A 16,036-nucleotide genomic window follows, 5' to 3' on the forward strand; every position below is an offset into this window, starting at 1 on the left:
AGTTTCCTGGATTTTGCCCCGCTTGGGCTCCAGAGTCACGGCGCGCCGCGACTCATGAAGTCCCAGGCCTCCAGACGCCGATCCAGCGCGGTGAGGGCCCACAGATCCGCGGTGTTATCGGGCTCCAGGGCTCCCAGGGCCTGCCGTAGGGGCTCGCGGGCCGGGACGACGCCCCACTCCGAGAGCACCCGGAGTGCCATCATCGAGGAGCGCTCCGCCAACAGCTTGAGCAGTGCCGCCTCCACCCGCTCGCTGCGCTCGGAGGAGAGCCGCTGCACGGCCTCGTGGCGCTCCTCAGGGGTGGATTCGGGATCCGCCAGCACCCCGGCGAGCGACTGGAAGCGCTGCTCGTCCAACAGCTCTCGGGGCCCGCTCCGGGCCCACTGCTCCACGGTGACGCTGGTGGCTCCGAACGAGACGCAGTCGCGCTCTACCCCATCGTCACCAAAGAGGCCGAGGAGGCGCTCCGGGGCCGGCGTGCCGCCGTCGATCAGGCTCCGGGCCCGCGCCGAGAGCCCGGGGGAGTCCCCGATCAGGTGGACGCGGAGCACCGTGGCCTCCGTGTCGGGGCTCTGCTGCGGGCTCACCCGGCTCCACTTGAGGAAGACCTCGGCGAGCCCGCGCTCCTGCACATACCAGCGATACTCGAGCCAGACGGCGCTGGCCCGGCCCGCGAAGCGCGGCTCCGCAGGCTCGTAGAGGCGTGCCGCCCCCTCGGCCACACCGGCGAAGCAGCGGTCCACGAGGGCCTGGACGTCCTTGAGGCGCATGGCACGAGCGAGGGTGTGCCATTGGCTCGCCGGGTTCAAGCCTGGTGTCCGGGCTTGGCTTCCTCGGGTCTGGACCTGTAGAAGGTGCCAGCCACGCCCTCCCTCCTGGGTAACCCATGTCCGAGACCGCCACACCCGCCTCCACGAAAGAAGCCGAGTTCCAGCCCTACATCTCCGCGGATCGGAGCGATGTCGCCGAGTTCACCCCCAAGGCCATCATCATCGGGGTGGTGTTCGGCATCATCTTCGGCGCCGCGACGGTGTACCTGGCCCTGAAGGCCGGTCTGACCGTGTCGGCGTCGATCCCCATCGCGGTCCTCGCCATCTCGCTGCTCAAGAAGCTGGGGGGCTCGACGATCCTCGAGAACAACGTGGTGCAGACCATCGGCTCGGCGGGCGAGTCCATCGCCGCGGGTGTGGTGTTCACCCTGCCGGGCTTCCTCTTCCTGAGCGCCGAGAGCAAGGGCTCCACCTTCTTCGACTACTGGACCATCTTCACGCTGGCGCTGCTGGGTGGCGTGCTGGGCACGCTGATGATGGTGCCGCTGCGGCGCTCGCTGATCGTCAAGGAGCACGGCAACCTGCCCTACCCGGAAGGGACGGCCTGCGCCTCGGTGCTGATCGCCGGTGAGAAGGGCGGCAACCTGGCGAGGATCGCCTTCCAGGGCGTGGGCTTCGCCTTCGCGTACGCGGTGCTGCAGAAGATCGTCAAGCTGATCGCCGAGGCGCCAGCGCTGGTGTCGAGCCAGACGAACAAGTACTTCCCGTCCGCCACGCTCAACGGCGAGATCACCCCCGAGTACATGGGCGTGGGCTACATCATCGGCCCGAAGATCGCCGGCGTGCTGGTGGCGGGCGGTGTGCTGGCGTGGCTGGGGCTCATCCCGCTGCTGGCCTCGCTCGTGCCTCCGGCGGCCATCGCCGAGCAGCTGGTGAAGCTGGGCTACCTCACGAGCGTGACCACCGCGAACGGCGGCTGGGATCCGGCGACGCAGACCTTCGCCAACACGGCGGTGGCCATCTACCGGGCCTACGTGCGCCAGATCGGCGCGGGCGCGGTGGCCGCCGGCGGCTTCATCACCCTGCTCAAGACGCTGCCCACGATCATCGCGGCCTTCAAGGAGAGCGTCTCGTCCATCCGTGAGGGCGCCTCGGCGGCGGCGGCCAAGCGCACCGAGCGGGATCTGCCCATCAGCGTCGTGCTCTTCGGCAGCGTGGGGCTCGTGGTGGTGATGGCGCTGCTGCCCTTCCTGCCCGGCACCGTCCTGGGCCGGCTGATGCTCGGCGTGCTCATCGTGGTGTTCGGCTTCTTCTTCGTCACGGTGGCCTCGCGCATCGTGGGCATCATCGGCTCCTCGTCCAACCCCATCTCCGGCATGACGATCGCCACGCTGATGGCCACCTGCCTCATCTTCATCGGCATCGGCTGGACGGGGGACATGTACCAGCCCATGGCGCTGTGCGTGGGCGGCATGGTGTGCATCGCCGCGGCGAACGCGGGCGCCACCTCCCAGGATCTCAAGACGGGCTACCTGGTGGGGGCTACACCGAAGGCGCAGCAGATCGGCCTGATGATCGGCGCGGTGGCGGCGGCGGTGGTGATCGGCCTGACGATGAAGCTGCTGGACACGCCCACCGAGGCGATGCGGGCCCAGGGCATCGAGCACATGATCGGCACCGAGAAGTTCCCCGCGCCTCAGGGCACGCTGATGGCCACGCTCATCAAGGGCCTGCTCTCCTTCAACCTGGACTGGCAGTTCGTGCTGGTGGGCGTCTTCCTGTCGGTGACGATGGAGCTGTGCGGCGTCAAGTCGCTGTCCTTCGCGGTGGGCGCGTACCTGCCGCTGTCCACCACCGCGCCCATCTTCGTGGGCGGTGCCATCAAGGGCGTGGCGGACTACGTGGCGCAGCGCAAGGGCGAGAAGGTGGAGGAGTCCGAGCTCGGGCCGGGCAACCTCTTCGCCACGGGCCTGGTGGCCGGCGGCGCGCTGGCGGGCGTGCTGGTGGCCATCCTCTCGGTGAACGAGGGCATCAGCGCCGCGATCGGCAAGATCTCCGTGGAGAAGCCGCTCGAGCACGCCATCGGCGCGGGGGGGTACCAGCTGCTCGGCGTCGCCTGCTTCGCGGTGATGGGCTACGTGCTCTACCGCATCTCGCGCAGGCCTTCGGAGGCGTAGGCCGCCTGCCTCGGGAGAGGGCCTTCCTTACCGATCAGGTAAGGGAGGCTCGGGCAGCCAGAGCGCTTCGAGCTCCAACTCGATGGCCTCGAAGGGCGGGGCTCGGACACGGTCGCTCTCCGACCAAGAGCCCAGCTCCACCCACTGCTCCGCCTTGAGCTGGAATGCCTCCAGCGTACGGCCCACGGGATCCACAAGCCAGACGTACTCCACGCGCTCTCGCGCGTAGATGTGCTTCTTGCGGACGCGATCAAGCCCGACCGTAGAGGGAGAGAGCACCTCGCACACCCAGTCTGGGGCGAGCGAGAAGAACGGCTCGTGCGGCACTGCAGGGAGGCGAGAGCGCCTCCAGCCCGCCAGGTCCGGAACGAGCACGTCCTTGCCCAGGTGCAGCTCAGGCTCGTCGACAATCCACCACCCTCCGGGCCCTCCGCGACCTCGCTGGAAGGGCCCCAGCAGCTCGCCGCCCAGGGTGGAGCTGGCCACCGCATGATTGTTGGCCGGACGTGGAGAAGCGATCAGCACTCCCGCGATGATCTGCCCCGTCACATGAGCCGGGAGCCTGGCGAGATCTTCGTACGTGGCTTCGTGCTGGGATTCGGGCCGCACGGCAGGACTCCAGGAAGAGTGGGGACCTGCTACTGCGCTGGGCCGTCCAGCACCTCGGACAGCTGGGTGGCGCTCAGGGCTCGCTCGAGCCAGCGCTCCAACGTGGCCACTTCCCTGCAGCCTTGGATTCGCTCACGAGAGGCGTCGTCCACACGCAGTCCTCGCGCAGTTAGCAAGCGGAGCACGGCCTTGGAAAGGCCCTTGGCCTCTCCCTCGGCCAGGCCCTTGGCCTCTCCCTCGGCCAGGCCCTTGGCTTTCCCCTCCACCCAGCCTTGCCGGTGTCCCCGCTCCTTGAGCACCTCTTCCATGGTTCTCATGAATGCCTCCGCCCTTGTGGACTCCATGATGGAATGTAACACGCGCCTGAGCGATGAAACCGCTTCCTCGTCCCCGAGCTGATGCACGTAGCGCACCACCCGGTACAGCGGCTGTGACCCGCCGGTAGCATGCACTTGTGCGAACAGCTCGCTCCAGTGAGGCAACCTTCGCGCCAGTTGCTGCGTGCCCGCGAAGCTGAGCACCAACAACCCCAGGGGCACCAGCGCTGGGCCCCCATGAGCCCGAGCCGCCAGCTCGCTCGGGATGGACCAGCGTGCCCGACTCTCGCCGCAGAGAGGACCAATCCACCTCCGCAATGAGGAACCCGGGCAGGTTGTGGCGCAGCAATGCCTCAGTGCGGGCGGGGTGGTTGAAGAGGTAGCGGAAGAAGCGGTCGTGGGGTCCCGTCATCCCGCCAGCCCTCAAGCAACTCCCGGACCAGGCAGGTGCCAGAGGGACAGCTCCGAGGAACAGTCCACGGACGGAGACGCTCTGTCTCGCTCGGGAGATGCGACACGCTTGGGTCGTGGCCCACCGCGAGCCACGTGTGAACATGGAGCGAGTGGGGTCCACCCACGGGAGGACTCAGGGGCGGCCCTTGAGCCTGTCGAGGCTCTTCTCGGCGGCCTTGCGCTGCTCCGGCGTTCCCCCCTCCATCTCGAGGAAGTGCTGGTAGCGCTCGATGGCCTCCTGGGGGCGCCTCGTGTCGCGGTAGACGTCCCCAAGATGGAGCTGGATCGTGGCACGCTCAGGGAACGACTTCTCACAGTCGAGCAGCACCTCCTCCGCTTTCTTGGACTCCCTGATCGCGTGGTACGCGAAGCCCAGGTTGCTGCACACATCGGCGAAGGCGGGGTTCTGGTAATCGGCTCGCGCATAGAGCTGCTCCCACATGGCGAGCGCCAGCTCGCGCTTGCCTGACCTCCACAGTGCGAGCGCGTGATCGTCGTCGGCCTCCTGCTTGGGGACGTGTCCCGAGACACCGGGGCTGCCGTCCCCCAAGGGGTGGGCCTTCACCTCGAACTTCCCGCCCTTCCAGGTGACCGTGCTCGAGCAGTCCAGCTGCAGCGTCCCGGATGCATAGCGCTGGTGGAGCTTCACGCTCTTGCCGCTCTGCTGGAGTTCCTCCACGGTCCCGAGCCCCTGGCACTCATCCATCGGCTTCTGGAGGGCGGCCGCGAGCTTCCGGGTCAGGGCCATGTCGATGGCCTTCTTCCGGGAGTTGTAGACGAACAGGCGGGAGTCCATCCCCTTCGCGGGGTCGCCCACGTCCGCCGCGCGCCAGGAGGGCGCCCACACGAGGACGTATCCCGAGCCCGGCAGCGTTGCCGCCAGCACGGCCTTACCTGGGGCGGTGATGACATTCATGAGGCTCTGCGCCACCGGCGAGGGGTGGAAGCCCTTCCGAGCGGCATCCAGGTCAGGGCCTTCGGGCAGCCAGCAGCTCTCGGTGAGCCAGCACTCCTTCGGTGGGCACCCTGAGGGGCCGCAGAAGTCACGCACGCTGTCGGCTGATCGCACCTCGGTGGCCGGGCCGCGGGCGTTCCAGGTGAACAGGCACGAGCGCCTGGGCTGAGCGCTGGATTGCAGCACGAGCCCCTTGCCGCCGAGGGGCATCAACAAGGGCATCCTCCCCTCGCCTGTCTCCATGCACTTGTCCGCGGCTTCGACCGCATCGAATGCGGCCTTGAGCTCGCGGGTCCTCTTCGCGTCGAGCCTCCCCTTGCCATCAAGCACGGCGAGCTGGCCCACGGATGTCGGATCTGCGCCTTCGGGGCCTCGGACATAGGCGAGGAGGACCTTCGAGGACGGAAGCTTCCACGCGAACCAGATGGGGCTGTCGATGAAGACCCGGACTTCGGCAAGCCCGAGCACGCCTTCGGGGACCGGCTCTTCCTGGGGCTGGGCGAGTGCGTCGTGCGCCAATGCCAGCGGTGCCAGCAGCAGGAAGGCCCTTGCGAGCCCTCGGAGGCCCGAGCGGGAGATGGTCTTCACCTGGAGGGTGCTCATGGCTCGCACAGGGATGCTCCTGGCTCAGGGGAGGGGAGAGTCTACCAATCCCTTATAGTGATTGAATTGACGCTTTGGCCACTTCTAGACAGGAACACTGTCATTGCACGCGTATTGAGCTGCGCCCCTGGCCCATATCCATGCATCATGTGCATCAGGATGTCGTGCGCCTGCTGCTGAGTCGCTGGATCAACTCTGCCCCAATATCTCCCGCGCAAGGCTGCCTTTCCCAAACGATCCATTGAGAAGCCCCAGCCGTACTTTTGATCGCCTCTGGGTGTAATGAATCTCGATCCTCTTGTTGCCTTGATTTCGAAGGTATACGGATTTCCCTTCTGATCGAAAGCAAAGATATCGATACCGTTCTTCCTCCCATTATGAATACTCCCAACGACATTAAACCCTCGCTCCTGCAGAGCGGCTGCAGCCACTCTTTCTCCAAAATCACCTATAGTCTCACCCTTCAGCCTCTTCATCATCAAGGACGCTGGTACTTCGGATGAAGCCTCCACTCTCCTGCTGCTGGTGGGCCCACTTCGTTCGATAGGGGACGCACTGCGCTCCTCGAACAAATCCAAGAAAGGATCAGGTGTGGCCGTTTTATCGCCTGCGATAAGACTCTCGCGATTCTGACGCAGTCTAGCGAGATCATCAGAAGCTGAGACCGCCGTGCTCACAGCCGCAGACAGATCTCCAGCATGACGAGCAACGTTTCCGACAACCCTCGCTGCTGTACCTGCTCCTGTGACCGCACCATAAATACCTGCAATGGCTTCAGGCAGAGTTGCGCCGCAGTCTTTGCTCGCTTCATCGCCAATAGAACCATCTGTCGTAGCAGCCACAACGCAGGCAGCAACTCCAGTGCCGATCGCTTGACCTGTCTCAACAAAAACGCCTTTCACAGTTGCCCATGGGTTGGACGCGACATGTCGAGCAACAGCACCGATCTGCTGACCCTGCTTCAACCACTCCTCTGTGAAGGAACCCGTGCTTTCAAGCCGATAGTTGCCGTTCTCGTCGTAGCGTCCCGAGGACACGCCCAGCGCCGCATTCAACGGGCGTGCTGCCCATAGGAAGGTATTTGCTGTTCCACGCCATGCTTTACCCGCAAACTCACCCACGCCATAGCCGAACTCATACGTAGACCACCTCCCAGAGGGGTCCAGGTAGGCCATCGGGTTGCCCCTCGCATAAAGCCAGGAGTTGAGTTCTGTAGGCGTCGAGAGGTAACCCATAGCTCCAACAGGGTCCTCCGAGAGGAATCGCCCGATATCGGGGCTGTACCAGCGCTGCTGCGCGTAGCTCAGCCCCACATCGCTGTCGAAGTGCTGCCCCGCGTAGGCCAGGGTGGGCCCCAGGCCATCAGGAGCCTCTCCTTGCCGGAGCGCACCCCAGGCTCCGTAGCGTGACAGCTGAGTCGTCGCTCCCACCCGCCCTACGACGCTGCCCAGGGCATCGCGCAGCAGCCGCTCCCCGCCCGCCGCCACTGCCCCAAAGCCCGCCCGGGCATACACCCACCGTGCTCCTGCAGCCGAGCCCTCTTCCAGCAGCTCTTCGTTCCCACCCCACACATAGCGGGTACCAACTCCTCCCACCGTCCGCTCCCGCCGCAACCCGTCAAAGCCATACGTGTAAGAGGCCTCGACCGTCTCCTCAGCGGTTATCCGCCGGATCGAAGTCAGCCGCCCCCCTGCATCCCAGCCGTACTGCCGCGTCGTGCCGCCTCGCACCTCCGCTGCGACACGTCCCCCCGGATCCGTGGTGACTTGAGCCTCCACTCCACCCGTCAGCACATCATCAATCCGTTCCAGCCCCCCCGCCGTGTCATAGGAGTACTGCCAGTGCTTCGTCAGGCTCGAGGCACTGGTCAGCCCCTGTGGCCCCAAGCTGCCCTGGAACCCCTGCACCCGCTTCTCTTCCAGGCGCGAGCCATCTCCTCCCAAGGTGTAGAGCTCGGACTCTCCCGAGGGGTAGCGAACCCCCGTCAGCCGATCCGCCGCGTCATAGCCATACTGCGTCACCTCGGGAACCGTGCCTCCGGGTCCTGTATAGCGCTCCTCCAGGCGATTGCCGCGCGCGTCATAGTCGTACTCGTACCGCAGCGAGCCCGCCGTAGCCCCCGTCCACGCCGCGGTGATGGAGCGAATGAGCCCGTGGCCCCAGTACGCGTATTGCTCCACCACCCCATTGCCACTCACTTCAGACAGCAGGCCTCCGGGCGCCCAGCCCACCGTCACGGAAGGCCCCTGGCTGCTCTCGATGAGCTCGACCCGATCCTGCGCGTCGTACTCGTAACGAACCGTGCCAGACGGGGATGTCACCGTCTGCTTCTGTCCGCTCGCTGTGTACGTGTAGGAGACCACGTCAGAGCCGCGCCGTATCGAGCGCAGCCGGCTCCGCTCGTCATACGCGTACACATTCGAGACAGTCTCCGAGCCCCGGCTCTCCAGCGCGGACAGCAGCTGGTCGAGGCCATCATAGGCGTACGCCACCGCCGTCAGATGATTGAAGGGCTGACTCCTGCTGCCCGGCTGGAAGTTCTCGCTCACGATGCGGCCCCGCCCATCATGGAGCCGCTCCACCACGTCGCCGTTCAGATCACTGGTGGTGCTCAATCCTCCCTGCCACAACGTCGTCCAGGCGCTGGTGCCTCGCGTCCGGAGACGCTGTCGGCCGAAGTCGTCATACCTGAAAGTCTGGGCCACCGCCCCTTCCCCCGCGGGCGGAGTCATCTCCCTGAGTTGCAGCAAGGCATCGTATTGGTAGGTGAACGTCCCTAGCGATCCAGGGAGCTCCACCGACCGGAGCTCTCCCCGGGGTCCATGAGTGAACTTCCACTGCATCCCCCCTCGAGTCATCGTCTGCAGGAAGCCGCCTCGATCGTAGGTGTACGAGGACGCCAGCGTCTCCCCCGCCCCAAAGCTCTCTCTCTCCAAGAGCCCCTGCGCGTTGTAGGTTCGCGTGCGAGCCCGGCCCGAGGGATTCGTCTCCCTCTCCAAACGGCCCGCAGCGTCATAGGCGTAGAGTGTCGTCTCCGAGCCGTACTCCACCCGGTCCAGCCGGTTCTGCTCGTAGAAGAAGTGCCTCTGCGGCTGCCCGGCCAAAGCCTCTCGTGCCAGCACTCCCGCCGCATCGTAGGTCCACGCGTCGGTCAGCCCCCCCTGCACCTTCTCCACCAGGTTCCCCAACCCATCGACAGCGATCGCCGCCGTGCGCGTCTGCGTGTCGGCGCCTGTGGCCTGCCACTGCTCGTGGCGCGTCGCGCTCAGCCCACTCCAGGCTGTGGATGTGCTGTAGGTGTAGGATCGGCCGCCTTGTTCCCAGTGCTCCACTTCCAGGAGCGGGCGCCCCAGGTCATCGAAGCTCCGGGTCAGCTCCAGCACCGAGCCCCCCTGGTGGGTGACACGCTGCAGGCGTGGCAACGTCCCATCGTAGGCGTACTCCTTGCTGCGGTCGCCGCGCACCTCCTCCAGCAGCAGATCCCGGGAGTTGAAGCGCCGGGTCGTCTCTACATCGAGAGGATCCTTCTCGATGACGACTCCGCCGCCTGGATACTCGAAGCTCCACGAGGCCCCGGGCGTGCTCCCGGCCTGCGCCAGCACGCGTGTCTTCGGGCGGCCAAACCGATCGTAGCTGAACGTCCACTGCTCCTGCTCATGCGGTCCCTGCTGCGAGAGCACCAGGCCGCCAGCATCCACGGTGTACGTGGTCGTGACGCCTCCCGGCTCCGTCACCGAGAGCAGGTGCCCCAAGCCATCGTACGTGTACGAGGTGGTCCCCAGAATGGAGTGCCGACGCGTGAGCACGTTGCCTCGAGCGTCGTAGGTGTACTCGAAGGCTCCCGCCCCCGCCTGCTCCACCCGCAGCACGCGCCCGAGCGCATCCATCACCAGGGTCTGGTTCTCCACTCGCGCCCCCGAGCCCGTCCCGATCTCGCGATGGATCTGGATCTCGGTGCGCCCTCCGCCGTCCTGGTACTGGCGGGTCTCGATCCAGCTCAGCGGACCTGCCTTGGACTGCACGGTCCGCTCATGCCGCGTCACCCGACCCAGCGCATCCCCGTACTCGAAAGACTCGCTCAGCCCCGTGCCCGTGTCTTCCCGGGTCCGCACCCTGCCCGCGGTGTCATAGGTGGAGACGATCTCCACCCCACTGCCTCCGCCCGCGCTCCGCCTGGCCAGAACCCGCCCGAACGAGTCCACCTCCTGGTCGAAGACGTGAGGCGTAGATGCGCCGGGAGACACGGTCTTCTGCCAGACGATGGCTCCTTGTGCGTCCCGCCTGACCTGCTCCTGGTACCCGTCTTCAGAGTACGTCCACGAGACAGGCCGCCCGAGAGAGTCATTCGCGAGCGCGACGATCCGTCCCTCGCGATCCGTGATGGAGACGACGTTGCCGTCCGCATCCCGATCGTATTCCTCGACGGTGTCCCCATTGGAGGTCACCTTCTCCAGCCGGCCTGTGCTGTCGTAGGCGTATTCCCAGGCAAAGCCCCGCTCGTCTGTCTTCTGCTTGAGACGCCCCCGCTCGTACTCGTAGAGACGCGTCGCGCTGCCCGTGCCGTAGCTCAGCAGCTCGCTCTTCAGCAGCCCTTGCTCGAAGACGGCCGTGCGTGAGTAGCCCACTCCTGCGAGGCTCTCTCGCACGGTGAGCTGGTGATCGCCGTAGGAGTATTCGTACGTCCACTGCTCAGAGGGCGTGCCCGCGCGCGTGTGCTGCAGCACGTTGCCCTGACCGTCGTAGCTCCAGGACTCCTCCTCTCCCGTCGCGCCATTGGAGCGGCGGGTCAGGCGCCCATAGTCGTCGTACTCCATCGTCAGCGTGTAGCTGGCGAGCCCGCCCGTTGCGGAGCCCGCAGACACCCGAGCCGTCACGGGCAGGCCCAGCGTGCCGAAGGAATAGACGGTCGTGTTGCCCAGGGCGTCCGTCTCCGAGACGATCCGCCCATCCTCGTCCGAGTGCCGTGAGAAGAGGGTCGTGGTTCCCACGGTGAGCCCCTGCACATCTCCCGCGGGAGAGCGGGGCATGCTCCAGGAGGCCAACCCATTGGCGGTAGCCATCTTCCCAGCAGTGGGCAGGCCCAGCGCATCACGCGACGACACGGAGACAAGCTCCCCCGAGCCGAGCCCCACCACGTCCGAGCCGCCCTCCACCTTCACCTCGTCCATGCGCATCCGCGCATCCGCGCCATAGAGCAGCGTCCGTCCCCCCGGAGAGACCGACTTCTCCAGGTGCACCTCACCTCCACGCTGAGAGCTGGCCCACGACAGCTGCCGTGCCGGCTGCCCCGCCACCAGCGAGGAGGTGACGTTGCCATACTCATTGAGCCCCAGCCGCGCGGAGGTGCCCGTGGGGAGCGAGAGCTCGCGGTTGTCCGGCCCTCCTTGAACCCTCAGGGGGTTGCCCATGAAGCCTGTCTGGTTCACCGAGCTGACACACTCGAAGGGAGCGAGGTGCGCGTAACACTCCGCGCCCCCTCGCTCGTAGGTGGAGGTCCACTGGGCCTGGCCGTTCACCTCGAAGCGGGCTTCGGACAGCTCGTTGACGGCACGCCAGGCCTTGTCTGGCGCGACGTCCTCGGGAAGCGCCGCGTAGGTGTACGTCCACTTCTGCGCGGGCGGATCCGTGGTGCGCTCGGCCTCCAGCAGGTTGCCCCATCGGTCGTGCTCGAAGCGCACGACGTGCAGCTCCCGAGGACCGCTCTTGAGGAGCACTCCCTTCAGCAGCTTGAAGCCCTCACTGCGCGCCAGGAATTTCAGGAGCCCCGGCGCGTCCGGGGGAAGGCCCTCACAGTCCTCCCGGGTGAAGTCCTCGCAGTACTTGAACTCCAGCGACAGCTCCCCGGGCGTGCGTTGTGCCTTCGTGATCCGGTTGGAGCCCTCGGCGTAGGTGAGGTGCGTCCATCCTTCTTCCTCACCGCGACCGTGGCCATCGTGGAACTTCGTCAGGAGCCACTTGCGCCGCCCCTCCTTGTCTCGCTTCACCGCCGGCCGATCAAACCGGTACACGCGGCCTTGCTCCGTCGTGAGCTTGACGCCCTCGCCGTCGACCTCCAGCTCCATGCCATGGGTCTTGTCCGTCACGCACTGACTGGCGGTCTGCGCTCCCTGATCCACCGTGGCGCACCTGAGGAAGCCCCAGGCCTGGCTGCCCAGGTTCACGACATAGCGGCCGAGCTGCTCCTCGAGCACGAAGCCATCGAGGCCGTGCCTCCACCCCACTCCCAGGGGCGAGGGCAGATCGTTCTGATTGACGTAGGTTCTCGAGAAGGAGACCACCTCCGCGAGCTGCGGCACCGCGAAGTCCGTGTGTGTGAAGCCCAGGTGCAGATCCGCCACGTTGATGCCCGCCACGGCCTGCTGCCCCGGCGCCTGCGCGTGCAGCCCCTGGAAGCGTCCCTTTGGCCGTCCCAGACGCTCCACCTGCCGCCCGCGCGGCGGAGACTCGATGTCCTTGATCAGGAAGATCTCCGCAGCCCCTGCCGTGTCATCGGCTCCCGGCATCTGCGTCAAGGAGGCTGGCAAGCCCAGCCGGAAATGCCTCGCGTTCCCAGCGCCTGCCTTGTCATCCTGGATCAGCTTCGCCGTGGCGCTCCCCTGCTCCTGCTCGCTCACGGAGTACTTGCCCGCCCCCGTCCACACGAGCCTGGCGTCCTTGATGACTGCCCCCTCGCCCGAGCACTCCTCGTCGGTGCACAGCCGGATCCTCCCTACCGAGAGCTCATGGGGGGCGATGAAGAAGTGCGCCTCGTTCGGCTGGGAGATGGGCCGATCCTCGACGGGCTTGCCGTCCTGCTGCTCCACCGCGCGGCTGGCGGTGAACCGGCTGCCTGCTCCCAGGTAGTCCTCGCGCATGGAGAGGCCATTGAAGTTGAAGCGGTACAGCACGTTCTCCGCGTTGCCACGCAGGTACAGCTCCAGGTAGAGGACGTCGCCAGCGCTCAGCACCTCCGGCAGATACTCGCCCTCGCACGTGCCTCGCAGCGTGCCCGCCGACTCGTCCAGCTCGATGGGGCACTCGATGCCGAACGAGTCGGTCCCGAGCCGCAGCGCATACTGGCCACTCAACGTCCCTGCACGCCCGTCGTCCTCCGGCTCCAGCAGGTGGAGGAGGAACTGGTAGGCCACGTCCTCCGGACTGGCCGCCGCGGAAGAGGGAGGCTCCCCTGGCCTGGGCAAGGGGCGCTCCTGGCCTCGATCCGTGCGCGCCGTCACCTGGGCGGAGCCCATCTCCAGCACGCGGAACTCGTGCTCGCGCGCCCGGTCGTAGCGCTCCATCTTCCCCTCGGGCTCCAGGCTCCGGTAGACGTTCTTCACCGCCATGGCCCGCTCCGGCAGCCCGGGGGCACCCTCCCCATCTGTGAAGTCCGGCGGCGGTGCGTTCTCCTCGGCGGAGTCGATCGTCCCATCCTTGTTGCGGTCCCGCGGGAGCACGGGGTGCCCCACCACCTGGACGTAGTAGTTGGCGCGCGGGAGGTTGTTGAGCACCACCTCACTGCCGTCCTGATCCACCCGGCGCAGCGACGTCTGCACGGTGGAGGTGGATCTGCCGGGAGGAATGGGGAAGCTCGCCACCGCCGGCTGCTCCACCGCCGAGCCGGTGATGCGCACCACGCGCCCGGCCAGCGGCGGCACTCCCGCAGGCACCTCCGTCAGTTCTCTGTCATCCCTCAGGCACAGCGTCTGCTGCTCAGCGGTACGTGGCTCAGGCAGCTCCGCACAGTAGCGCTCCAGCAGCCGTCCCCGCTCCCCCTCGTCGAAGAGGGGTTGCGGTGCGCAGAAGCCGCCGTCCTGCTGAATCCCCCCGTCGCATGAAGAGTCCACGGGCTCCAGCACCCCCGCGTCCCACGAGAGCGCGGGCTGGCGCCGGACACGCCAGTGGGTGGCGACACGCACGAAGTCATCTCGCGTCGTGCCTGCCCCCCCGTGGCGGATGAGACTGGGCTCCATCGCCCCTTGGGACACTCCTTCCGCGCGGGCGCGGCGATCGACCCGCACGTCCAGCTCGGGGGGATACAGCTCGAGATCCGTCTGGATGCCGAGATCCTGCAGGGTGCAGCGGGAGAGGAGGACGGTCCGCTCCCCGTCCTGCACCGGCAGCGGGCCGCCCGCGGCCTCATCCGCCGGGCAGCTCCCATCCTCGGCACGCGAGGAGCGATTGACAGAAGGGACGGTGACGACCTTCATCCCCGCGTGGCCGGTGGCATGGTTGATGGCAAACACCACCAGCCGATCCCCTGGCACCAACCGGTGGCGGCTGCGTGGCGAGCCCGCGGAACCACTGAACGTCGAAGGGCCGAGGCGAACCTGGGCGTAGCGGCCATGAGGCCCCGCAGGGCTTCCCTCACAGGGAAAGGGATCCGCGACCGTGTAGCTGACGATGGGCGTGGAGGGATCATCCTCCCGGAAGAAGTGGACCTCCGTGCTGCGCACATCGTCCTGGGAGAGCCCTGCGATCTCATTTCCCTCGCGCACCACCGCGGGCTCACAGGCTGGAGGCAGCGGCTGGCCCTCCCGGTCCACCAGGGTGACGCTGCCGTGCAGCCACCGCACATCAATGAGGACATCGACCACTGGCGGGAAGTCCAACCCATAGATGTCCCACCAGCTCGAGCACTCCTCCCGGATGGAGGGTGTCTTGCGCGTGTGGACCCGGCCGTCCTCCGTGACCCAGCTGTGGATCTGGTACCCGATGGGCAGAGGAACACAGGCCTGCGCTGTCGGAGTGGGGAGCCAGAGGGACCACGCGATGAGGGTCGAGCCGGCATAGCGCCCCGTAGGGCCGGAGACCGTTGCGCCCTCGAACCAGGAGGCTCTCACCGTCACGGGAAGCCCCCCGAAGCGGACCAGCCCTTCGGTGTCCTCCACCCCCGAAGAGCCCCCATCCATCCGCTGCACGCGCAGCACCCCCGGGATGGAGCCTCCGTCCGAGACGCCTCCATCCTCCAAGGCCAGCTCCGCGTTCAGGCGCAGCACGTTCCGCCCACTCCGCGTGGTACCCGAGGCGGAGAGCGCGCTCGAACCCAGCGAGAGCTCGACCTCTGTGGACAGCTCCGCCTGCCGTCCCTCCGGACTCTCCTGCCGCCAGGACCCACCGCTGGGAGGCCCCAGCCGTTGTCCCCCAGGCCCCGTGCCCTCGACGGTGAGCACCAGCGGCTCCGGGCCGCTGGTGGTAGGCGGGGGAATGAGGGAGCGCGCCTGGACGGAGAGCGGCATCCGGTACTGGCCCTGCGAGTCCAGCATCACCCGCTGCTCCGAGCCCAGGGGCGGCGACTGGAGATCGAGCGCCACCGCCTGCTCCCGAGGTCCTCGGATGGTCCCCATCACCAGGAAGGGATGAATGATGTTGTTGAAGTACTCCCAGAAGAAGAGCGTGCTCGCGGGATCCATCCCGAACCCCGGGTTCAGCGGCCGGATGGGCCCCTCCCAGGGAGGACGGGGCAGCGGGGCCGACAGCGCGCCCGGGGGGAACGCGGCCCCGGCCAGCGCGGCGGAGGCCTCCTCGGGCAGCGGCAGGTAGCCGAAGTACTCCAGCGAGCCGGCCGCGAGCGGACCGTCCGACACAAGCTGAGTGCCGTCCGCGCTGACAGTGGCCAGCCCCGCCATCCGCAGCAGGTGCTCCTCGGGATCGTATGTGAACAGCAGGGCGCGGCTTCCTGGCTGCCCCTGCAGCCGGTTGGGCAGGCGGAGCTCCACAGGCTCCACCAGGCTCGTGCCGGCGGGCTGCAGCTGCCACACCGCCGCTGGGCGCAAGGGGCCATCCGTCGGCACCGGGAGGGCATGGAGGGGGAGCTCCGTGGCCGTGACCAGGCCCCGTGCCGTTCCGCCCTCGAACGTGAGCCCCCCCGCAGGGATGTCCAGCTCCAGCCCCCCATGCCGTCCCCCAAAGGTGAGGTGCAGCGGGACGGAGGTGTCCACCTGCTCCGCGGACTCGGCGTCCACAGGCGTCAACATCACGGTGGACTCCACGTTGTCCCGCTCGGCCTCCACCGCAAACCGCCGACGCACCGTGGGGTAGGCGCGCCCCTCCGCGGAGGCCCCCCCTGCGTAGCGCAGGACCACCAGCCCCGGCTGCACGCCGAACAGGGCCCAGTTGCCATCCGCCCCCGTGCGCGTGAAGTGGCCCTGTCCCTCGACGTCCACCCGCACGCCG

At 67.2% G+C, this 16,036-nt stretch carries 6 protein-coding genes and 1 pseudogene; 1 reads left to right on the forward strand and 6 read right to left on the reverse strand.

All coding sequences use genetic code 11. From position 1 onward, the window contains the following. Positions 1–35: 35 nt before the first annotated feature. The gene (locus VD972_RS27365; RefSeq protein WP_324991693.1) at positions 36–770 is read right to left on the reverse strand and encodes a hypothetical protein; all 735 of its coding nucleotides are present in this window, start codon (positions 768–770) and stop codon (positions 36–38) included. Positions 771–886: 116 nt separating this feature from the next. On the opposite strand from VD972_RS27365, the gene VD972_RS27370 reads away from it, so the two are divergent. Beyond that, positions 887–2,947, forward strand: a complete 2,061-nt coding sequence (locus VD972_RS27370; protein ID WP_324991694.1) for an OPT family oligopeptide transporter — start codon at positions 887–889, stop codon at positions 2,945–2,947. A gap of 27 nt (positions 2,948–2,974) precedes the next feature. Here the strand turns inward: VD972_RS27370 and VD972_RS27375 are convergent, their stop codons facing one another. The 5 genes and pseudogenes from VD972_RS27375 to VD972_RS27395 all read right to left on the reverse strand — a co-directional run bounded on the left by VD972_RS27375 (position 2,975) and on the right by VD972_RS27395 (position 16,026). Further along, positions 2,975–3,556 (reverse strand): Uma2 family endonuclease, encoded by a 582-nt coding sequence (locus VD972_RS27375; protein WP_324991695.1) that lies wholly within the window; start codon positions 3,554–3,556, stop codon positions 2,975–2,977. Between the two features lie 29 nt (positions 3,557–3,585). Further along, entirely contained in the window at positions 3,586–3,873 is a 288-nt protein-coding gene (locus VD972_RS27380; RefSeq protein WP_324991699.1) for a hypothetical protein, read from the reverse strand. A 277-nt stretch (positions 3,874–4,150) separates the two neighbouring features. Then, a pseudogene (locus VD972_RS27385) lies at positions 4,151–4,429 on the reverse strand (Rpn family recombination-promoting nuclease/putative transposase); the annotation flags it as partial. Positions 4,430–4,459: 30 nt separating this feature from the next. Next, entirely contained in the window at positions 4,460–5,884 is a 1,425-nt protein-coding gene (locus VD972_RS27390) for a tetratricopeptide repeat protein (protein ID WP_324991696.1), read from the reverse strand. Between the two features lie 41 nt (positions 5,885–5,925). Next, positions 5,926–16,026: an RHS repeat-associated core domain-containing protein gene (locus VD972_RS27395; protein ID WP_324991697.1), complete on the reverse strand. Its 10,101-nt coding sequence runs from the start codon at positions 16,024–16,026 to the stop codon at positions 5,926–5,928. Between the last annotated feature and the right edge of the window lie 10 nt (positions 16,027–16,036).

Origin of the sequence: Hyalangium sp. (genome assembly GCF_035629615.1) — a bacterium.
GTDB lineage: Bacteria > Myxococcota > Myxococcia > Myxococcales > Myxococcaceae > Hyalangium.

Bases quoted from the DNA above. Each gene is read 5' to 3' on its own strand.
- VD972_RS27365 (WP_324991693.1), bottom strand. From the start codon at position 770: ATGCGCCTCAAGGACGTCCAGGCCCTCGTGGACCGCTGCTTCGCCGGT.
- VD972_RS27370 (WP_324991694.1), top strand. From the start codon at position 887: ATGTCCGAGACCGCCACACCCGCCTCCACGAAAGAAGCCGAGTTCCAG.
- VD972_RS27380 (WP_324991699.1), bottom strand. From the start codon at position 3,873: ATGAGAACCATGGAAGAGGTGCTCAAGGAGCGGGGACACCGGCAAGGC.
- VD972_RS27390 (WP_324991696.1), bottom strand. From the start codon at position 5,884: ATGAGCACCCTCCAGGTGAAGACCATCTCCCGCTCGGGCCTCCGAGGG.